This is a genomic window from Anabaena azotica SJ-1 (genome assembly GCF_047275885.1).
Taxonomy (GTDB): domain Bacteria; phylum Cyanobacteriota; class Cyanobacteriia; order Cyanobacteriales; family Nostocaceae; genus Trichormus_B; species Trichormus_B azotica_A.
The window spans coordinates 1,552,828-1,573,947 of sequence record NZ_CP178454.1 but is presented as its reverse complement, the minus strand read 5'-3'; the positions used below and the strand labels follow the sequence as shown (position 1 = coordinate 1,573,947).

The window sequence follows — 21,120 nt, the reverse complement described above, 5'->3', positions numbered from 1 at the left end:
TCACAGTGAAATAACCGTATTCCGCAAAGTTTTGGAAAAACTTAACTTTGCGATTTGTGTAAATATTAATTTCGTTCAAATTCACCATAAGGAAAAAAATTGTGTCTCAACCCCGTAATCGGTGGATCATTCAAATCGTGTTAGTTTTAGCAGTTGCCGCTTTTATTGGGGTTTCTGTAATTCCCATTATTGGTGCTTTGAATAATCCCCAATCAGTATCTGGAAATACTACCAGCAGCCCTACTAATTCTCCAGCATCTAACCAAAAATCACAACTTGCTGATGAGGTTCGGGGTTATGAACTGGTTTTACAACGGGAACCAGAAAATCAAACTGCTCTCAAAGGACTTGTACAAGCACGACTACAATTACTTAGTCAAAAAGCCAGAGGTGAAGTAAAACCTGCTGATATTCAAGCTGTAATAGAACCTTTAGAAAAGTTGGCTAAATTAAATCCACAACAGTCTGAGTATGGTGTACTGCTGGCACAAGCAAAGCAGCAAATTGGTGATAATGAAGGTGCAGCCCAAACTTATCGCTCGATCTTAGCCACAAAACCTGGTGATCTCAAAGCTTTACAGGGTATGGTTAATTTGCAAATCAGTCAACAACGTCCTGAAGCTGCTATTGGCTTGCTGCAAGATACTTTATCTGCTGCTACTCAAGCAAATACCATTCAGCCGGGAAGTGTTGATGTGGTTGCGGTACAGGTGCTTTTGGGTAGTGTTTATGCTTTCCAGAAAAATGATACTCAAGCTATCTCAATATACGAGCAAGCTATCAAGAAAGATCCCCAAGATTTTCGTCCTGTGTTAGCAAAGGCTATGTTGCTCAAGGAACAGGGCAAAGTTGACGAAGCAAAACCTTTGTTTGAAAGCGCCACATCTTTAGCACCTGCTCAGTATAAAGATGAAATTAATAAGGCAGCAGGAATACCAACTCCTTCCGCGTCTGCTTCCCCGTCTGCTTCCCTCGCACCATCACCGGAAAGCACACCCAGTCCATGAAGATGGGGAGATGGGGCGCAGGGGAGCAGGGGAGATGAGGGAGATGGGGGAAATATTTTCTTCTTATCCTCCTGACTCCTGACTCCTGACTCCTGACTCCTGTCACATGTCACCTGTCACTTAATTTCCTTCTATGGCGGCGATGATACCGAAGATAATAAACAGAAGGCCGCCAATGAAGGTAATTTGCCGTTCGGATATTTTACCTGCAATTAATCTACCACCGATGACGGCGAGCTTCGTGCTGCGCGATCGCTTTTTTTACTGACTCTTTTTAATTTTAATGATGCGTTAAAGAAAAATTTGTGATAAAATGTAGGCAATTGTTAACTACTGCTGGCACTTTATCACATTTGATGACAAAAGTGTTGGAGTTAAGTCCATTGGTTTAATTATGTCAAAAACACAACAAGTGCTAGATTATGCTCGTGAAAAAGGCATAATTACAGCTAAAGACATAGAAGCACAAGGTATTCACCGAGAGTATCTTAAACGCCTTGAACAGCAAGGGATACTCATACGTTCTGCTCGTGGTATTTATACTTTTGCAGATGCTGAAATTACAGAAAGTCACACTTTGGTTGAAACTGCTAAACGAGTTCCTCGTGGGGTAGTTTGTCTTCTATCATCACTCAGTTTTTATGAACTAACTACGCAATCACCTTTTGAAGTATGGCTTGCTATTCCTCACAAACATCGTTCCCCAAAAGATAATCTTCTACCTCTAAGAATTGTTTATATGTCCGGTCAATCTCTAGAGGAAGGTATTGAAAACCATCAAATAGAGGGTGTTAATGTACGGGTATATTCTTTGGCTAAAACAGTTGTGGATTGTTTTAAATTTCGCAACAAAATTGGTCTAGATGTAGCACTTGAAGCACTAAGAGAATGTTGGAGAGAAAGAAGATGCTCAATGGATGAACTATGGCATTACGCTAAAATTTGTCGAGTCAATAATGTAATGCGCCCTTATCTAGAATCACTCACATGACATCGAAAAAGCCTACTAATATAGCAGCGTCTATCCGTTCTAGATTATTAAATTTATCTAAAGAAAGAGGGGAAGACTATAATTATTTACTAACCCTTTATGCTGGTGAAAGACTGTTATATAGGCTTAGTCAATCTCCATATCAACAACAATTTATTTTGAAAGGAGCTACACTTTTTAAGGTATGGAATGGTGAACCACATAGAGCGACAAGAGATTTAGATTTCCTAAGTTTTGGCAATAATGAAGTCGAACATATAGAAAAAGTTTTTCAAGAAATTTGCTTGATAGAGTGTGAAGAAGATGGAATTATTTTCGTACCAGAATCTATCAAAGCACAAGTAATAAAAGAAGACCATCAATATGAAGGAGTAAGAGTTAAAATCATAGGAAAATTAAATAATATTCCCCGTCCGCTTCAAGTTGATATTGGATTTGGTGACGTTGTTACACCCGATGCGAAAGAAGAGATAGTTAATACCATTCTCAATGTTCCCAAGCCAATATTGAAAATATATCCTCGTGAAACAGTAATAGCTGAGAAATTTCAAGCTATGGTTGATTTAGGGATAAAAAATAGTCGTATGAAAGATTTTTATGATATTTGGTTTCTTTGTAAAGATTTTGAATTTCAAGGGGATTTACTTTGCGAAGCTATAACAAAAACTTTTACCCGACGTAAAACAGATATCCCAGTAAAAGAACCTTTAGCTTTAACCCAAGAATTTACTAATGATCCAAATAAACAAAACCAATGGACAGCCTTTTTAAATAATTTAAATAAACATAAAACTAAAAAGGTAAATCCGCAACTTACCTTTGATGAAGTTGTCACTGTTATTAAAAGTTTTATAATGCCACCTTGTATAGCATCTGCTAAAAATGAAAGCTTTGATAAAGTTTGGAATGTCGGAGGGTTTTGGCAAGATATTGAATAAACGTCAAACTCAACCCTCACCGACAGGAAAAGCTATTTTCACCTCAGTAGTGTAGAGTTTAATTTCCTTCTACAGCAGCGACGATACCGAAGATAATAAACAGAAGGCCGCCAATGAAGGTAATTTGCCGTTCGGATATTTTACCTGCAATTAATCTACCACCGATGACGGCGATCGCAGCACAAATTGCGTGTCCTAATATTGCTCCCGCTGTCACACCAATGGGGTTATTTCCAGCAGCTAAAGCTATGGTGGCTATTTGTGTGCGATCGCCCCATTCTGCTATAAATGTTAATACAAAGGATTTCAGTAAAATTCTCCAGAAGGTTTTTTGCTCACTGTCTAACTCTGCCTTTTCTACTGCTTCTTTTGCTTCTTCTATGACTTCTGTATCACAAGCCACAGGCATTTTACTGGCATCGTAGAGCAGTTTTAAGCCAAAAGCTATAAACAAAAATATTTCTGCATAATGAACATAAATTTTTGAGCCTTGTGTTAAAGCAGACAGCAATTGTCCAAATATCACTGATAAAATCGTCATTGCTGCTAATGCTGCTGTCACACCAGCAAATACTACCCGTCGTGGGTGCTGCATTGACAAAATTACAGCGATAAAAAAGGTTTTATCACCTAATTCGGAAATGGTAATTAATAATAAACCTGCTGTAAATGCTGTTAACACTCTCTAATGCTCCTGTAGGATTTTTTACCTGTGTGGAGCTTCTAATGAGTGTTTAATGACCTCACTGAAGCTCACACACTTGTTTGGTGTGAACTCAGTGAAGGTCTCGCTTTCAAATACTTTGTTATTCGCCATCTGAACCAGGCTCATCGCCAGTATGTTGATTCAAATGTACTGGCTTTTTATGTCGCGCCAGCAGCTACTCCCCTTCTATTCGATATGAATTATACCTTGATGTTCGTTGGGTGTCAAGAAATCAAAGAGATATTGAACCGCGTTCACGTAGTGTCCCGTAGGGATAGACGCGAAGGACGCGAAGGTAAGAGGGTTTTAGAGAGATTTTGCGTTAGTCGTGATTAGGGCTTGACAATTTACTCTCATTTTGAGAGAATAATATTAATTCAAATTGGTAAAAATATCATTGTCGTTATGAGAGTAACGAACTGTAATGCAGAATTTCAATTCTACATTTATTTATTGAATGTATTGAGATACTTCATTAAGCTATTGTTACTTTCATAATGACAGTAATATTTTTACCAATTTGAATATATTTTGTTTTAGTTTGTTTCGTTTAGCGAAAGGATAAAACCAATGATTGATATAAATCACTATCGTTTCAAACCCAAAATTTATGCACCTAATTTCTATTTGCAACCTCCGCGAAGAAACAGCTAAGTATCCCAATATCAAAAAACAAATTGATAGCTGGTATGAAATTGTTAAAAAGGCAGAATGGCAAAATTTAGAGGATGTGCGGAAAATTTACCGAGATGCTGAAGCAGTTGGTGATTTTACTGTTTTTAATATCAAAGGTAATGATTACCGTTTAATTGTAGGGATTAATTATGAAACTAAAAAGGTTTATTACAAATACTTGCTAACTCACGCGGAATACAATAAAGAGAAATGGAAAAATGACGATTACTTTTGATAATAAAAGTTATAGTCAATTACTAGCAGAAATCGCTCCTCAAGTAATTGAAACAGAGGAAGAGTATGAACGTCTTTTAAAAGTTGCAGAATTTCTAACTTTTAAAAAAAATCTGACTCCAGAGGAGCAAAAATTAGATAAATTGCTTGTGAAACTAATTGAAGATTATGAGGAAGAAAATTATCCAATGGATAAGTCTACTCCGCATGAAATTTTACAACACATCATGGAATCTAGCGGAATTCGTCAAGCTGACTTAGTACGTATTCTTGGTTCTAGCAGCGGTGTGGTTTCAGAAGTTGTAAATGGTAAACGTTCCATTAGTAAAGCACAAGCAAAAGCCTTGGGAGAATATTTTAAGGTTTCTCCTAGTTTGTTTATTTGAAGTTTGGTTTTTATTAAGTTCTATAAAAATCAAATCAACTATCAACACTTCTACTTCTGTCTAAGAAACTCTCCCTAACTCTCTTCTATGAGAAGAGGGAAAATTTAAAATCTTTAGGAGAAAATATTATGATTCTTGAGGCAGTAATATTGTATATTAAGCCTGGACTAGAAAAGGATTTTGAATCTACTTTCAAAAAGGCTTCTAGTATTATTTCTGCAATGAATGGATATCTGTCCCATGAACTTCATCAATGTATAGAAGTCCAAGGTAAATACTTATTACTTGTCAAATGGGAAAATCTGGAAGCGCATACTGTAGGTTTTAGAGGTTCAGTTGAGTACCAAGAGTGGAAGAAATTGCTCCACCATTTTTATGAGCCATTTCCCACTGTTGAACACTTTGAAGAAGTAGAAATATAGTCGCGCACTTGTAATCTGCTGTATTTTGTTATGGGTTTATAATAAAATTATTTATTCGCTGTAAAACCTGTTCTAATAAATCAGGGTTATCCATGTCAAAATATTCAAGATTAGCACATTGTCTAAACCAAGTTCGTTGACGTTTGGCAAATTGTCTTGTGTGCAAAGCAATTAAATTTGTAGCTTCATCTAAAGTAATTTCACTAGCTAAATATTGCCTGATTTCTTGATAACCTAAAGTATTCAATAAAGGTAAATCAGTACCATATTTTTGAGATAAATATTCAACTTCAGCAACTAAACCGTCTGCTATCATTTTTTCAGTACGTCTGCGAATTCTGATATCTAAATGTTCTGCTTCACAATCTAAACATATTTGCAAAATCGGATATTTGGGTGGATTTTCTCTCTGTTGCTCAGAAATTGGGACTCCAGTGACATAATATACTTCTAATGCTCTTAAAGTCCGCACTAAGTCGTTAGCATGAATTTTTTGAGCTGCGATCGCATCAACTTGTTGCAACATCGGGTAAAGTTGATATTGTCCAAGTGATTCTAATTGCGATCGCAATTCCGGTTGTGGTGATACTCTGGGAATTTTCATCCCCTGGACAATAGAACGTATATATAAACCAGTTCCACCAACCAACAACAATGGGGAAACATCCAAATTAGCAATTAAATTTTGTGCTTGTTCCTGGTAATCTGCTAATGTCATAATTTCAGTTGGCTCACAGATATCAACCAGATAATGTGGTACTAATTTCTGTTCGTCCACACTTGGTTTAGCTGTACCAATGTCAAACTCGCGGTATACTTGACGGGAATCGGCGCTCAGAATCACTGAACCCAACCGTTGAGCTAAACTCAAAGCTAAACCAGACTTCCCCGTTGCTGTCGCACCACAAATTACAATTAATTTAGTCATTATTCAGTGATTATTTTTATTTTTAAATTTTTAATTGATAAAGGGTTGCTATCCTTATATAAACTTCTCATTAAATTGCGCTACAGACGGCAGCAAGGCTTTTGTGTTATAATTTTGGGGTGATTTGACTTTTTTGGCCTAAAGGCCAAGTTCAACCCCAAGCATCAGGAGAATTTTCATGACGAGCAGTTACAGTGCCGATCAGATTCAAGTTCTGGAAGGTCTGGAAGCCGTCCGCAAACGACCAGGGATGTACATCGGTACTACAGGTCCGCGAGGACTCCATCATTTAGTTTACGAGGTAGTGGACAACTCTGTTGATGAAGCTTTGGCGGGTCATTGTACCCATGTTGAGGTGGATATCAATGCTGATGGTTCCGTGACTGTAACAGATGATGGTCGGGGTATTCCTGTTGATATTCACCCAAAAACCGGGAAATCGGCTTTAGAAACCGTATTAACTGTACTCCACGCTGGCGGTAAGTTTGGCGGTGGTGGCTACAAGGTATCTGGAGGTTTACACGGGGTTGGTATTTCTGTTGTTAACGCCCTGTCTGAGTTTGTGGAAGTTACAGTTTGGCGAGATAATAAGGAGCATATTCAGCGATATGAACGGAGTTTTCCGGTTACTGAACTGCAAGTAAAGCCTTACAAAGAAGCTAGAACTGGAACTTCTATCACTTTCAAGCCGGATACACAAATCTTTACAACCAGTATTGAATTTGATTACATTACTTTATCAGGTCGCTTGCGCGAGTTGGCGTATTTGAATGCTGGTGTCAAAATTATTTTCACCGATCATCGTCTCGAACTCCTCAAGAGCGACACACCAAGGATAGAAGTTTACGAATACAAAGGTGGTATTAAAGAGTATATCGCCTACATGAATCGGGAGAAGCAACCTTTACACGAAGAAATTATTTATGTACAGGGGGAACGTAATAACGTTCAGGTAGAAGTTTCTTTACAGTGGTGTACTGATGCTTACACTGATAATGTGCTAGGTTTTGCTAATAATATTCGTACTATTGATGGTGGTACTCACTTAGAAGGTTTAAAAGCAGTTTTAACTCGGACATTAAATGCGATCGCTCGCAAACGGAATAAAATTAAAGAAAATGAATCGAACCTCAGTGGTGAACACGTCCGAGAAGGTTTAACAGCTGTCATTTCCGTTAAAGTCCCTGATCCTGAATTTGAAGGACAAACTAAAACTAAACTTGGTAATACGGAAGTTCGCGGTATCGTTGATTCCTTTGTCGGTGAAGTTCTCACTGAATACCTAGAATTTCACCCAGCTATAGCAGATTCGATTTTAGATAAGGCTATTCAAGCCTTTAAAGCCGCTGAAGCTGCCCGCCATGCACGGGAGTTAGTGAGACGGAAATCAGTCCTAGAATCCTCTCCTTTGCCCGGTAAATTAGCTGATTGCAGTTCCCGTGACCCCTCAGAATCAGAGATTTTTATCGTAGAAGGAGATTCTGCGGGTGGCTGTTTTCATGGTGATACATTAGTAGCATTAGTTGATGGGCGATCGCTCAGTTTTAAAGAAATTGTCGCCGAACAAGCAATAGGAAAAGAGCATTTCTGCTACACCATTCGTAATGATGGCACTATTGGGGTAGAACGTATTATTAACCCCCGCATGACTAAAGCCAATGCTGAAGTCATAAAAGTGACATTAGATAACGGGGAAACCATTATTTGCACACCCGATCATCGTTTCATGTTACGCGATGGTAGTTATAAGCAAGCTGCATTTTTAACCCCTCATGATTCCCTCATGCCTCTGTATCGGCAAATATCTGATATGAGCAGCCCAGGGATTACCATTGATGGTTATGAAATGGTTTGGAATCCCCGTTCTGATTCTTGGTTGTTCACCCATGTCTTAGGGGATTGGTATAACCGTTCTCTAGGTGCTTACAAACTAACAGATGGAGAACATTGTCATCATCTTGACTTCAACAAGCGCAATAACAACCCCACCAATTTACAGCGTTTATCGGCTGAGGCACACTTAGCTTTACACCGCGCTCATGTTGAAAAAACATTACATCGTCAAGATGCAATTGACAAGAGCCGGAAAACTCGTCAAAGTCACGAATTCCGTGCCAAGATGAGCCAAAGAATGCAGCAGCCAGCAACACGACAGATTTTGTCAGAACAAGCCAAGGAACAATGGGCTTCTGAAACTTATAAAAGCTATATGCTTGGACAGTGGCGTGAGTTTTATGACAATAACGAAACTTATCGTCAGCAAAACCATGAACGTCTCAATCAAGCACAGCAAGACTATTGGAGTGATGAAGCCAACCGTTTAGCCCAAGCCCAAAGAGTTAGCAACTATTTTGCAAATAATCCCCAAGCCCGTGAAACTCAATCACTTTTGGCTAAGGAAGAATGGCAAGATGAAGCTTTGTTAGCATGGCGGCGAGAAAAAACACAACAGCAATGGACACCTGAATTTCGCGCCCAACGTCATGCGACTTTGCAGCAAACCTACTATCGCAAAACTATTGCTGTTCTCAAGCAGATTGAAATTGAGCAAGGGAAGCTTGATTTAGAGGCTTATAACGCCTACCGTCAACAGACAAAAGACAAGTCTTTATTACGGTTTGATAGTTTCTGTGAACGCTACTTTGATGGTAATCAAGCGTCAGCTTATGAAGCTGTTGCTCATTACAACCACCGCATTGTGAGTATTGAACGTTTAACCGAACAGGTAGACGTTTACGATATCGAAGTTCCTGAAACACATAACTTCGCCTTGGCCTGTGGTGTATTTGTCCACAATAGCGCCAAACAAGGACGCGATCGCCGGACGCAAGCAATTCTTCCTCTGCGTGGTAAAATATTAAACATTGAAAAAACCGACGACGCAAAAATTTACAAGAACAATGAAGTTCAATCCTTAATTACAGCCTTGGGTTTGGGCGTTAAAGGTGAAGAATTTGATTCAGCACAATTACGATATCACCGTATAGTCATAATGACTGATGCGGACGTAGATGGAGCGCACATCCGTACCTTGTTGTTAACTTTCTTTTATCGGTATCAAAGGGCATTAATTGAGCAAGGCTTCATTTATATTGCTTGTCCACCACTCTACAAAGTGGAACGAGGCAAAAATCATGAATACTGTTATAGCGATCGCGAACTACAACAGCATCTTGCAACCTTACCCAGCAACGCGAACTACAATATTCAACGCTTCAAAGGTTTGGGTGAAATGATGCCAGAACAACTCTGGACAACAACAATGAACCCAGAAACCCGTAAAATGAAGCAAGTAGAAATTGAAGACGCAGCCGAAGCCGATCGGATTTTCACCATCTTAATGGGCGATCGCGTCGCACCCAGAAGGGAATTCATCGAAACCTATGGTTCTAAACTGAACCTCACTGACTTAGATATCTAATTGGGGTAATGGGGTAATGGGGTGATGGGGTGAATAAATAAATTATCTTTTTCCTGTTCCCTATTCCCTGTTCCCTACCTCCAGTGACAAAATATTTCTCGACTGATTAAAATAACGTTGTATACAATAAAAACAGTTTGTCAAGTTGCATAAGGTAGAAATCTCAGCATTGCGCTAATGTGTGAATAAGGCCGAAATCACAGAAACCTAAATTCATCTGTCAATCGGCTGATTCAGCCACAACCTTAACTCCTTAGTTCAGGTTATCGGCATAGCATATACAAGGCTTAGTGCCTAGAAACAAGCACCACCGCTGAACTATTTACCCTATCTACCTAGCGGTTAGCCTAGCTTTGCTATCTCAAATAAGCAATTTATAAACGAATTGTAAAAACGGGTGCATTAGTACTGCTAACTTGAGTTAACATCTAATCTTCTGTTGCCGTGAAAACTATTGTTGTACTTAAAACCTAGAATCTCTCAGGGGCAAGTGTGCCTACCTTTTAATCTAATGAGAATGCCACTGCAAAACCAAAAAGTTTTCGACAAGATTTAATGGTGTGACTACCGTTTTTAATGTCTTTTTGATAAAAGTGGCTTCACCTTGCTGAATGAGTTCGTAATTAAGACACAAAAATAGTGCAATTTCTGTGAAACAGGCTACAATCGGAACAGTCTTGACAAGTAAATCTGCCAGCAGTCATATCTATAATGTCTGAAGTGGTTAATTTATTGATTAAGGTGCGTCTGGTTTTCAGCCAGCCAATCAGAAGTTGTGTACAACGGCGACAGCGATGAATTTTACTTTAATTGAGCAAATTACATCACAGTGATCGTTGCTACTAAAGTAAAAACTCCGCCTCCATGTAGAGGCAAAATCACCGGAAAAATTATAGGTAAATTAGCCAAAAGCCTATTTCCGGTAAACAAATAGCTCGATCAAAAGAGCAGTAACCACATCTTGAGTAATTGATTCTGCAAGGAGCATGAGGAACGCGGCATGAACCAGGCTAACAACGTACTCGACAGCATTTATCAGCCTGACCTAGAAATGATAAATCCGCCTGAGATCGAAGAAGAACTCTTATTGATTGAGGATGAAGAGGACTTATTGCTTACCGATGATGGCGAAATTGATGATTTTTTAGAGCCTCAGCCTGATGAGGACGACGCAAAGTCTGGAAAAGCCGCTAAATCGCGTCGTCGGACACAAAGCAAGAAAAAGCACTACACTGAAGACTCGATTCGTCTTTATCTGCAAGAAATTGGTCGTATTCGTCTATTACGAGCAGATGAAGAAATCGAATTGGCGCGGAAAATTGCGGATTTACTGGAATTGGAAAGGGTGCGGGATCGACTGTACGAACAGTTAGAACGCGAACCCCAATTTAAGGAATGGGCAGAAGCGGTACAATTGCCATTACCTACCTTCCGTTATCGCCTGCACGTAGGTCGCAGAGCGAAAGATAAAATGGTGCAATCGAACCTACGTCTTGTAGTTTCCATTGCCAAAAAATATATGAATCGTGGCTTGTCTTTCCAAGACTTGATTCAAGAAGGAAGTCTAGGTTTGATTCGCGCGGCTGAAAAGTTCGACCACGAAAAAGGTTATAAGTTTTCTACCTACGCTACATGGTGGATTCGTCAGGCAATTACAAGAGCGATCGCTGATCAATCTCGCACCATTCGTCTACCTGTTCACCTCTACGAAACCATATCACGAATCAAGAAAACTACCAAGCTATTATCTCAAGAAATGGGTCGCAAACCCACAGAAGAGGAAATTGCAACTCGTATGGAAATGACCATCGAGAAACTGCGGTTTATTGCTAAATCTGCCCAGTTGCCAATTTCACTAGAAACACCTATTGGTAAAGAAGAAGATTCCCGTTTGGGTGATTTTATTGAATCTGATGGAGAAACACCAGAAGATCAAGTTTCTAAAAATCTTCTCCGTGAAGACCTAGAAAAAGTCCTCGATAGTCTCAGCCCCCGTGAACGAGATGTTCTTAGACTCCGCTACGGTCTAGATGATGGACGAATGAAAACCCTTGAAGAAATCGGTCAGATTTTCAACGTTACCCGCGAAAGAATCCGCCAAATTGAGGCTAAAGCACTACGCAAATTACGCCACCCCAATCGTAACAGCGTCCTCAAGGAATATATTCGGTAGGATAACAGGTGACAGGTGACAGGTGACAGGTGACAGGTGACAGTGAAGAGGGAATAGGGATATGGATGATCAATATATTATTCTCATCTGCACCCCTGCACCCCGCCCCCCTGCTTCTTCTGCCTCCTTCTTTAACTGATAAATGAAAGAAACCTGGTAGTTTTGATTAACTACCAGGTTTTTTAGTTTACAGAGAATTTTAATTTTGTGTCTCAAAATTTACAGAATACCCCAGAAGTGTAGGAAGCCTTGGCCAGAGAACAACTCGATTAAAGCAGCTGCTAAAAAGCCAATCATAGCCAAGCGACCATTCCAAATTTCTGCTTGTGGGGTGAATCCCCAACGCCAGCCGTTACGGTCTTCAGGTACGGAAGTAATAGTTTTTGTTGCGTTAGTCATGGTTCGCACTCCAATTAAGATTTACTAAACTTTATTGCTCTATGTAAACTAATATAACAAATATTTTCAATAATGCAAGATTGATTGATACTTTTGTATTTTTTTATAAAGTTATGTTTACACATCTCATAAATCAGCTAGTAAAACACCTCAATGGATAGATAAAGCAAATTTTTTCAAATCGTCAGGACTTGAAATATTTTTTGAGTTAATTTCTGAAAAGCCCCGTCCCTTTACAGAACGGGGTTATTGATCTCTACACTCGCACTTCAACAACAGTAAGGATTTTCTCATCTCGGTTGAGTTGCAAGACACTTTCACCTTTAGCATCTCTGTCTAAAATTGGTACTGTGTCTACAGGTATTCGCACTACTCGCTCCTTATTGGTGACTAGCGCCACTTCTACACCTGGGGTAGCACGCAACATACCAGCTAAGTTGTCAGTTTTGTTATGGAATTTCAGCATTTGGATACCCAAATCACCGCGATTCGCTGCTCTTAGATTACTGGCAGGTATGCGTTTGGCATATCCTTCTTGAGTAACTAGCAATAACTGGTCATCTTTGCCAACAGTTGCACAGCCAACCATTTGCTGATTTTTCAATAGCCGGAATGCTTGTAAACCCATTGCTGCCCGACCCATAATCGGCAATTGTTCTTCATTGACTACAAATCTCAATAGACGACCGCTAGAACTAGCTAAAATCAGATGCTGACCTGTGGTGATGAACTGAGTAAAAGATAATTCATCGTCATCTTTAAGTTTTAAAATCGTGATCCCGCGCCGACTGAGGTTTGCAAATTCTTCCATAGATAGGCGCTTAATCCGCCCTTGCTTAGTCAGGAGAACCATCTGAGACGCTTCTGGTGTTTCTGGCAGCACAAAGCGGTTGACAACACCCTCTACATTGCCTTGTGCGGTACTAGTAAGCATGGTGATTAATGGAGTTCCCCGTGGAGAACGTCCAGTGACGGCGGGAATATCTCCTACTTTGACTGGGTAAACTTTGCCTCCTGTATTCAGGATTAGCAAATCTTTCTCGGTGTTAGTTGACTCGGTTTGAATAATGAAGTCGTTTTCATGCAAACCGTTTTCTGCTTTTGGCTTTTTCCCGGTGGGGGAGAGACGACGCACATAACCACGCTGGGTAAATTCGAGAATTGCTTCTTCTGGAGGCTGTTCCGATTTTAGATTTTGGATTTTGGATTTTGGATTTTCCTCTGTTTCTGTTGTTCCCTTTTCTGATTTGATGGGGGTTTCGTTGATCGCTAAAATTTTGGTGCGTCGAGGGTCGCTGTATTTACGTTTGAGACTTCGTAAGTCTTTTTTTAATGCTTTTAGTAATTCCCGTCTGTCTTCCAGTAATCTCCGCAATGAGGTAATTTGCTCGTTGAGGTCGTCAAACTCTTGCTGCAAATTTTGCTGTTCTAAGCTGGTGAGGCGGCGTAATGGCATGGACAAAATTGCATCCGCTTGCACTTCGCTCAAATTGAGTTGGCGACAAAGGTTCATTTTGGCTGTACTGCCATCGGCTGCTTGGCGTAAAATGGCTATTACTTCATCTAGCTGAGATAAGGCTTTCAATAAGCCAGCAACGACGGTTACTCGATTTTCAGCTTTGCCTAGTTCGTAGCTGTAGCGACGGTTGAGGGTATGTTCTCGGAAGTTGAGAAATTCTTGCAACGTCTGTCGCAGGCTTAACTGACGGGGTTGTCCTTCTACTAAGGCCAAGAGAATCGCCCCAAAGGTTGTTTGTAAGGCGGTTTGATGATACAAGTGCTGGAGAATTTCTTGGGGGTTGGTGTCGCGTTTGAGTTCAATGACTACTCGCATTCCTTCGCGATCGCTCTCATCCCGCAAATCAGAAATTCCTTGTAAACGCCCTTGATTGACTAAATCCGCTACTTTTTCAATCCAACCCGCTTTATTCACCTGATAGGGCAGTTCTGTAATAATAATTGCTGTCCGGCGCTTACTTCCCTTAGTGGGCAGCATTTCTTCTAGAGTTGCCACACCCCGCAATACAATTCCGCCTTTTCCGGTGGTATATGCTTCCCGAATCCCTGAATTACCGACGATTTCCCCACCTGTGGGAAAGTCTGGACCGGGAATGATCTCGAATAACTTTTCATCCGTCAAATCTGGGTTGTCAATTAAAGCTATTAAGCCATCAACAACTTCTCCTAAGTTGTGTGGTGGAATATTGGTCGCCATCCCTACAGCAATACCAGCACAGCCATTGAGTAAGAGGAATGGTAACTGAGCAGGTAATACTGTTGGTTCTTGCTGGGAGTTATCGAAGTTACCGATAAATTCCACAGTTTCTTCACCAATTTCTGTCAACATTCCTTCATGACCAACTGGAGCAAGGCGCGTTTCTGTATAACGCATTGCTGCTGGTGGGTCATTATCAACGCTGCCAAAGTTACCATGTCCTGCCAATAAGGGGTAACGACTGGAAAACTCCTGCACGAGTCTGACTAGGGCATCGTAAACTGACTGATCTCCGTGAGGATGGTACTTACCTAATACGTCGCCAACTACACGGGCGCATTTTCTATAGGGTCTGTCTGGTGTTAAGCCGAGTTCGTGCATGGCATATAAAATCCGCCGATGCACGGGCTTTAAGCCATCGCGCACGTCTGGTAAGGCTCGCCCGACTATCACACTCATGGCATATTCTAGGTAAGACCGTTGCATCTCGGTGTGCAGGGCTGTTGTGATGACCTGTCCTGTTGAGAGCAGGTTTAACTGTTTTGCCATGAAGCTCTTTTCCCTGAATTTTAACTACACAAAAGTCTCTGAAACTTAACACTGTAGCAACCACAGCTTAACGAATGAAATAGCATTACTTACACAATTTTGATCCTTGGAGGATAAAAAACAGTATCCTTAATGCTGAGGATTTATAATTGATCATTCAATCCAAAATTTAGATGACCGTTTTGATCAATCGCTAATCTGTTATACATTTAATTTACATACACTCCTCGTTTATGATGATGTTCTTTATTAGTTTTTTTATCTGGAATTGAGGATTTTCCAGTGTTCATGCACAAATAATACATGAGCATCGTGTTCTTTAGGTATGTTTTAAATTACTTGATTTCCCTCACACTTATTTAAGTTAAATTCTCATGAGAACTGTTTTAATTGTCGAAGATGATCTGATTAATGCTCGTGTTTTCTCCAAGATTCTGACCAAACGCGGGGGCTTGGGGGTAAAACACACGGAGGATGTGGAAGAAGTCATCAAAATTGCCCAAGCGGGAGAAGCTGACTTGATTTTAATGGATGTTTCTCTGTCACGCAGTATGTATCACGGTAAGTCTGTTGATGGCATAAAAATTACACAAATGTTAAAATCTGATCCGCAAACAGCTGATTTACCTGTGATTTTAGTAACTGCACACGCAATGGAAGGCGATCGCGAGAACTTTCTTAAGCAAAGTGGTGCTGATGGCTACATCTCAAAACCAGTTGTTGATCATCAACTATTTGTTGACCAGATCGTGGCACTTCTACCCAAAAATGAACCCTGAGAATTGACGACTGATGTCAACAAAGCCCACCCAATAAATATGTTCAATATTTGGGGCTACTTATTATGACTATACAGAATATATGTACTATAGAAGGGTGAAATTAGGCAAATATTTGAGTAGGAAACTGGTAATGGTAAATTTAATTACCAATTACCAATGCTCCTACTGTGCAGGTTTTTGACTGGGGATTAATACACCTTCTTGGGGATCTAGGGCTGATTGAATGCGGGGCAATTCTAGGAATTTTTTTGTGTCCACCAGCAAGCGTGTACCCCAGAGGTTTTGTTTAAGAAACTCTAAGTCTGCATAGCGTTGGTCTATGCGAATTGCTGCTTCTCCCATTGCTAAACCTTCTTTTTGGTTGCCAGTAGTATAAAGTGCTACAGCAAGTGCTAATAAAGGTTCTGCGGCTTGTTTATCAATAGCTACTGATTCCTGCCATTGCTTAATCGCACCTTGAACATCACCCTGTTCATATTTGATTAAACCAATGTTGTTAATTGCAGGCCAGAATTTTTTATCTTGGGAAATGGCTTGATTAAATTTAGCGATCGCATCTGGTAGGCGACCTAACATATAATAAGCATTACCCAAATCGAACAAGCCTTCTGGGTCATTGGGTTTTAACTTCAACCCTGTTTGGTAATGTTCTGCTGAAGCCTGGTAATTTTGCTTTTGGAAATTAGCTGAACCCAACGCAAACAAAATATCAGCATTTTTGGGATTAAGCGTCTGGGCTTTTTGCAATGCGGTAATTGCCGCATCAAACTCTTTAGTTTGTAAATGTAATCCACCTAACAGCAACCATACTTTATCATTTTGAGGAGCTAGTTGAGTAGCCAGTCTCGCTCTTGGCAAAGCTAAATCAATTTGTTGAAACTGCGCTAATTGAGCCGCTTCTTGCGCCAAGCTTAACCCCTGCTTCTCCAACTTTGCTGTATCAAGTTGCAGTGTATAAGGTATAAGCGCCTGCGCGTGAACTGCTTTTGGCAGATTCCACAAACTACAGACAACCAGAAGAGAAATTAAATGAAGGTGTTTTGGCACACTACCGCCTCTTAACCACAAATCGAAGAATCTTTCAGATAGCTTAAACCATCTCTGCTGAAGACGAAACTTGACGTTCTCACCGCCCTAAAAGTGCGGTGATTCTAAAAATTGCTTTTTAGGTTTTCTGTTTCAGCGACAAACCTTAAAATCAACTATCCATTGCTGGCAATGCTTAAACCAATTAACCGTTCAATAGAACCAATCAACGAGTCTAACTTAGCTGATCCCAGAGGGCTGTATCTCCTCCAGACTTACTAGGATACTAAGCCTAGCGTTATCGTGCGCCCCACGATACGTTTACTGACAATAATATTTTGTTTTCTGGTGGATGGTACGAAAGTTGATTTATCTAGCTTTGATTAGACTCGTTTTCGCCACCGAGTGGTCTTTATTGTTTTCCGACCTGTCGTGTTTCACTCTTTTGAGTCGTCCTGTATCGGCGGTTATTCTACCTGAAACATTTGAATTATACCAAAAAGCCGTCCTCGAAGGACGGGGCTTTAAACCCAGTTTTTTGGTAACCTCTACAAGTAGTTATTGGTTGCTACGCCAACTACCCCTAATCCTTGACAATAGCATCAACAATGAGTAAATTAATAAGTGAATACACACTTATTTATGGCACGCACACCAAAAATCACTAATGAGCAAATTTTAGATGCAGCCCGTGAAATCTTTCTCCAACAGGGTTTTGGTGCTTCCACTTTAGACATCGCTCAAAAGGCTGGAATTTCAGAAGCGTCGATTTTCAAACGCTTTACCACCAAAGAAGAACTTTTCTTTGCGTCAATGGGAATTCCGGAAAAATCTCCATTAGTTAAGGAACTAGAGGCTATATCTGGGAAAGGAAATCTGAAACAAAATCTGATTAAATTATGTCTTCAGATTTTAGAGTTTAATCGTCAAGTTGTACCACGCTTGATGATGTTGCGTTCCCGTGGTAATGCCATGCCAGAAATGAAAAATAAACGAGATTCTAGACCTATCCGGGATTTGAAGGTATTCACAAATTTTCTAGAAAAGGAAATAGAGCAAGGACGACTGCGGCCATCTGATCCCCAAACTATTGCTATGATATTGTTAGGTTCACTGATGAATTTTGTTTTCTTAGAACAAATGCACCCCTTAGACGATATACCCACAAATGAGTTGATGTTTGTTGAGCAGCTGGTGGATATTGTCTGGGAAGGAATTGCACCTATTCAAGACTAATTGCACAACACAAATTAAATCAAACTTTTTTTTGGATTATTAATAAGTGATTACTTACATTTTATTTTTGGGTGATGCGAAATAAAGAGTTTTTCCAGTCACCAAGCACTATTGGTTCAGCACAACTCACAAAATTAACCCAATCAGCTGATGGCGCACTCAATTGAGAAGTAGTAGTATAAAAGAAGATTTAATAAATAATTCTCTAGTTATTTTTACTGAATTAAACCGATTTTTAGTTGTTAGTACAAACCTCACCAAATAATTAAGATGACTACGTACATACAAATTCCGTTAATTGGCAAAAAAGTTAAGCATCCATTACGCTGGTTGATGGGCTTAATGACTGCTGGTGTTTTAGTTGTTGGAACAACAACAGCCCTGAAAGTTACACATCAGAACACAAATAAACAAGACATTAGTAAACTCACTGTTCCAGTTGCAGCAAAAAGCGTGACTGTGAGGATTACAGCCAGCGGGAAAGTGCAACCAGTCCAAAGCGTGAATATTAGTCCTAAAAATCCGGGAATTATCACCGAGTTGGATATTGAACAGGGGGAAAAAGTCCAGAAGGGGCAAATTATTGCTCGCATGGATAATTCCGAGATTAAAATGCGAATTCTCCAATATCAAGCCAATTTAGAGCAAGCCAAAGCGCAATTAGCAGAGAGTCAAGCAGGAAGCCGTCCTGAAGAAATAGCCCAAGCTAAAGCCCGTGTAGCCCAAGCTAAAGCTCAGTTAGCTATCATTCGTGGGGGGAATCGTTCTCAGGAAATTGATCAAGCTAGAGCCGCTGTAGATTCAGCTAAAGCGCAAGTAGAACTTACCCAAGCCAGGGTAAGACGTTATCAGGGTTTAACTAAAGAAGGGGCTATTTCCCAAGATTCCCTAGAACAATATATTAGTGAAGATAAAAGAGCAAAAGCTAGTTTAGAAGAAGCTCAACGCCGACTATCACTGCAAAAAGCTGGCAACCGCAACGAAGATATTAAAAGTCAGGAAGCGGTAGTTGCTCAAGAACAAGAAGCACTGCGAAAGTTAGAAAATGGCAACCGTCCTGAAGAAATTGCTCGACTTAAAGCGTCTGTAGCTGCTGCTGTAGCTCAGTTAAAACAGCAGCAAGTCCAGTTGGAAGATACCATTATTCGCGCTCCTTTTACAGGGATTGTGACTCAAAAATACGCCAATATAGGGGCTTTCGTGACGCCTACAACCTCGGCTTCTACGAGTACGTCAGCAACTTCTAGTTCAATTGTGGCTTTAGCGACGGGTTTGGAAGTTTTAGCTCAAGTTCCAGAAGCTGATATTGGGAGAATTAAGCAGGGACAGCAGGTGGAAATTGTTGCTGATGCTTTTCCAGATCAAGTATTTAAAGGTCGTGTACGCTTGATTGCACCTGAAGCGGTGGTGGAACAAGGTGTGACATCTTTTCAGGTGCGGGTGGTGATTGATAGCGGTGCAGATAAACTGCGTTCTGGCTTAAATGTGGATTTAACGTTTTTAGGCGATCGCATTAATGAGGCGTTAACCTTACCAACCGTAGCAATTTTGACTGAAAATGGTAAAACTGGCGTACTAATACCAGATGCAAATAATAAACCCCAGTTTCGAGAAATCACGATTGGAACGCAGATAAAAGACGAAACTCAGGTTTTAGAGGGAGTAAAACAGGGTGATTTGATATTTGTGAACCCGCCCAAAGATTACAAAATTCAAAAAGCCAAAGAAGAGAAAAAATAATGAACTTCCTAGAAAGCATTCAAATGGCGGGTAAAACCTTGCTAGCCAATAAGTTACGTAGCGCCCTGACCATGTTGGGTATTATTATCGGTAATGGCTCAGTAATTGCCATGATTGGGATTGGGGAAGGGGGACAAAAGTTTGTAGCTAATCAACTCAATTCCTTGGGGCCAAACGTTGTATTTGTGATTCCCGGTAACGAGGAAACTCAGCGGGTTTCTAGAGATGTTACCAGAACTCTGGTTTTAGAAGATGCCAAAGCGATCGCTACTCAAGTACCCACAATAGCAGCAACCACAGCAGAATTGAATAGTAGACAAGTAGTTACTTATAAAAACCGAAATACCGATGTCAATATTATTGGTACAACTCCCAGTTTTTTGAAAGTGCGGGATTTTGAAGTAGCGACAGGAAGATTTTTCACCGATATAGATATGAAGCGCAGCAATCAAGTTGTGGTGTTAGGTGCAAAATTGAAAGAAAAATTGTTTGGTAATACTAATCCAGTCAGTCAGCAGATACGGATTAAAAACGCCAGTTTTCAAGTAATTGGAGTGCTAACAGATAAAGGTTCAAATCTGGGTGTGGATTACGATGAATCAGCATTAGTCCCCATTCTCACATCAGCAAATCGGTTGGTGGGAAGAACCTCTCCCTATGGATTAGAAGTAACCTATATTGTGGCTTCTGCAAAAGATGCAGATAGCGTGGATGCAGCAGAATTTCAAATTACCAATTTACTCAGACAAAGACATAAATTAGTCGGTGAAAATGACTTTACTATTCGTACTCAAAAGGATGCTTTGCAAACAGTAGGTCAGATTTCCGGTGCTTTGACCATCATGTTAACAGGAATTGCGGCTATTTCTTTGTTTGTCGGTGGTATTGGCATTATGAATATAATGCTGGTTTCTGTTACTGAACGCACCCAAGAAATTGGTTTAAGAAAAGCGATAGGTGCTACCCAACAGGATATTTTACTTCAGTTCATAATTGAAGCAGTAATTGTTTCAGTAATTGGCGGTGTAGTAGGAACTACTGTTGGTGTTGGTGGCATACTTTTAATTGCAGCTATCAGTCCTTTAGAAGCAAGTATTTCGATTGCGTCTATTACAATGGCAGTTGGAATTTCTGGCGGAATTGGATTATTTTTTGGCGTAGTTCCTGCGCGTCGTGCGGCTCAACTTGATCCTATTGTGGCATTAAGGAGCGCCTAATTAATACAGCAGTTTGCGTGGTTAGGAGGTACAATATCTAAATTCAAACCTATACACAAAGCCTGTTTTACTCCT

The 21,120-nt window shown here is 40.2% G+C and carries 18 protein-coding genes and 1 pseudogene; 13 read left to right on the top strand and 6 right to left on the bottom strand.

The genetic code is table 11. From position 1 onward, the window contains the following. Positions 1-101: 101 nt before the first annotated feature. A complete protein-coding gene (locus ACLLO5_RS06780) occupies positions 102-1,007 on the top strand; it encodes a tetratricopeptide repeat protein (RefSeq protein WP_413174715.1) in 906 nt (301 codons plus the stop codon). Positions 1,008-1,127: 120 nt separating this feature from the next. Here ACLLO5_RS06780 and ACLLO5_RS06775 read toward each other — a convergent pair. Then, a pseudogene (locus tag ACLLO5_RS06775) lies at positions 1,128-1,244 on the bottom strand (UPF0016 domain-containing protein); the annotation flags it as partial. 157 nt (positions 1,245-1,401) lie between these two features. Here ACLLO5_RS06775 and ACLLO5_RS06770 point away from each other — a divergent pair. Beyond that, positions 1,402-1,998 (top strand): type IV toxin-antitoxin system AbiEi family antitoxin domain-containing protein, encoded by a 597-nt coding sequence (locus tag ACLLO5_RS06770; RefSeq protein WP_413174714.1) that lies wholly within the window; start codon positions 1,402-1,404, stop codon positions 1,996-1,998. Then, positions 1,995-2,936: a nucleotidyl transferase AbiEii/AbiGii toxin family protein gene (locus ACLLO5_RS06765; RefSeq protein ID WP_413174713.1), complete on the top strand. Its 942-nt coding sequence runs from the start codon at positions 1,995-1,997 to the stop codon at positions 2,934-2,936. The genes ACLLO5_RS06770 and ACLLO5_RS06765 overlap by 4 nt, the downstream gene beginning before the upstream one ends. 58 nt (positions 2,937-2,994) lie before the next feature. Here ACLLO5_RS06765 and ACLLO5_RS06760 read toward each other — a convergent pair whose 3' ends face one another. Next, complete coding sequence (locus ACLLO5_RS06760) at positions 2,995-3,618, bottom strand: TMEM165/GDT1 family protein (RefSeq protein WP_413174712.1); 624 nt, start codon at positions 3,616-3,618, stop codon at positions 2,995-2,997. A gap of 634 nt (positions 3,619-4,252) precedes the next feature. Here ACLLO5_RS06760 and ACLLO5_RS06755 point away from each other — a divergent pair. The 3 genes from ACLLO5_RS06755 to ACLLO5_RS06745 all read left to right on the top strand — a co-directional run bounded on the left by ACLLO5_RS06755 (position 4,253) and on the right by ACLLO5_RS06745 (position 5,359). Continuing rightward, on the top strand, positions 4,253-4,552 hold the full coding sequence (locus tag ACLLO5_RS06755) for a type II toxin-antitoxin system HigB family toxin (RefSeq protein WP_413174711.1): 300 nt from the start codon (positions 4,253-4,255) through the stop codon (positions 4,550-4,552). Further along, entirely contained in the window at positions 4,536-4,937 is a 402-nt protein-coding gene (locus ACLLO5_RS06750; RefSeq protein WP_413174710.1) for a helix-turn-helix domain-containing protein, read from the top strand. Before ACLLO5_RS06755 ends, ACLLO5_RS06750 begins: the two co-directional genes overlap by 17 nt. Before the next feature lie 128 nt (positions 4,938-5,065). Continuing rightward, complete coding sequence (locus ACLLO5_RS06745) at positions 5,066-5,359, top strand: antibiotic biosynthesis monooxygenase family protein (RefSeq protein ID WP_413174709.1); 294 nt, start codon at positions 5,066-5,068, stop codon at positions 5,357-5,359. Positions 5,360-5,387: 28 nt separating this feature from the next. Here ACLLO5_RS06745 and miaA read toward each other — a convergent pair whose 3' ends face one another. Next, entirely contained in the window at positions 5,388-6,287 is a 900-nt protein-coding gene (gene miaA / locus ACLLO5_RS06740; protein ID WP_413174708.1) for a tRNA (adenosine(37)-N6)-dimethylallyltransferase MiaA, read from the bottom strand. Between the two features lie 178 nt (positions 6,288-6,465). Between miaA and gyrB the strand changes: the two genes are divergently transcribed. Further along, entirely contained in the window at positions 6,466-9,708 is a 3,243-nt protein-coding gene (gene gyrB / locus ACLLO5_RS06735; RefSeq protein WP_413174707.1) for a DNA topoisomerase (ATP-hydrolyzing) subunit B, read from the top strand. Positions 9,709-10,708: 1,000 nt separating this feature from the next. Beyond that, entirely contained in the window at positions 10,709-11,881 is a 1,173-nt protein-coding gene (gene rpoD / locus ACLLO5_RS06730) for an RNA polymerase sigma factor RpoD (protein WP_413174706.1), read from the top strand. Positions 11,882-12,100: 219 nt separating this feature from the next. Here rpoD and ACLLO5_RS06725 read toward each other — a convergent pair whose 3' ends face one another. Further along, positions 12,101-12,280 (bottom strand): chlorophyll a/b-binding protein, encoded by a 180-nt coding sequence (locus tag ACLLO5_RS06725; protein WP_413174705.1) that lies wholly within the window; start codon positions 12,278-12,280, stop codon positions 12,101-12,103. Positions 12,281-12,536: 256 nt separating this feature from the next. After that, positions 12,537-15,044, bottom strand: a complete 2,508-nt coding sequence (gyrA, locus tag ACLLO5_RS06720; RefSeq protein ID WP_413174704.1) for a DNA gyrase subunit A — start codon at positions 15,042-15,044, stop codon at positions 12,537-12,539. Positions 15,045-15,418: 374 nt separating this feature from the next. Here gyrA and ACLLO5_RS06715 point away from each other — a divergent pair, with 374 nt between their 5' ends. Continuing rightward, on the top strand, positions 15,419-15,823 hold the full coding sequence (locus tag ACLLO5_RS06715; protein ID WP_413174703.1) for a response regulator: 405 nt from the start codon (positions 15,419-15,421) through the stop codon (positions 15,821-15,823). A gap of 165 nt (positions 15,824-15,988) precedes the next feature. Here ACLLO5_RS06715 and ACLLO5_RS06710 read toward each other — a convergent pair whose 3' ends face one another. After that, positions 15,989-16,873 carry a tetratricopeptide repeat protein gene (locus ACLLO5_RS06710; protein ID WP_413174702.1) on the bottom strand — a complete coding sequence of 295 codons (885 nt, stop codon included), beginning with the start codon at positions 16,871-16,873 and terminating at the stop codon, positions 15,989-15,991. A 331-nt stretch (positions 16,874-17,204) separates the two neighbouring features. Between ACLLO5_RS06710 and ACLLO5_RS06705 the strand changes: the two genes are divergently transcribed. The 4 genes from ACLLO5_RS06705 (at position 17,205) to ACLLO5_RS06690 (ending at position 21,045) form a co-directional block, all read left to right on the top strand. Next, the gene (locus ACLLO5_RS06705; protein ID WP_413174701.1) at positions 17,205-17,468 is read left to right on the top strand and encodes a hypothetical protein; all 264 of its coding nucleotides are present in this window, start codon (positions 17,205-17,207) and stop codon (positions 17,466-17,468) included. 26 nt (positions 17,469-17,494) lie between these two features. Then, a complete protein-coding gene (locus ACLLO5_RS06700) occupies positions 17,495-18,088 on the top strand; it encodes a TetR/AcrR family transcriptional regulator (protein WP_413174700.1) in 594 nt (197 codons plus the stop codon). 270 nt (positions 18,089-18,358) lie between these two features. Continuing rightward, positions 18,359-19,828, top strand: coding sequence for an efflux RND transporter periplasmic adaptor subunit (locus ACLLO5_RS06695; protein ID WP_413174699.1), 1,470 nt, complete (start codon positions 18,359-18,361; stop codon positions 19,826-19,828). Continuing rightward, complete coding sequence (locus tag ACLLO5_RS06690) at positions 19,828-21,045, top strand: ABC transporter permease (RefSeq protein WP_413174698.1); 1,218 nt, start codon at positions 19,828-19,830, stop codon at positions 21,043-21,045. The genes ACLLO5_RS06695 and ACLLO5_RS06690 overlap by 1 nt, the downstream gene beginning before the upstream one ends. Positions 21,046-21,120: the final 75 nt, after the last annotated feature.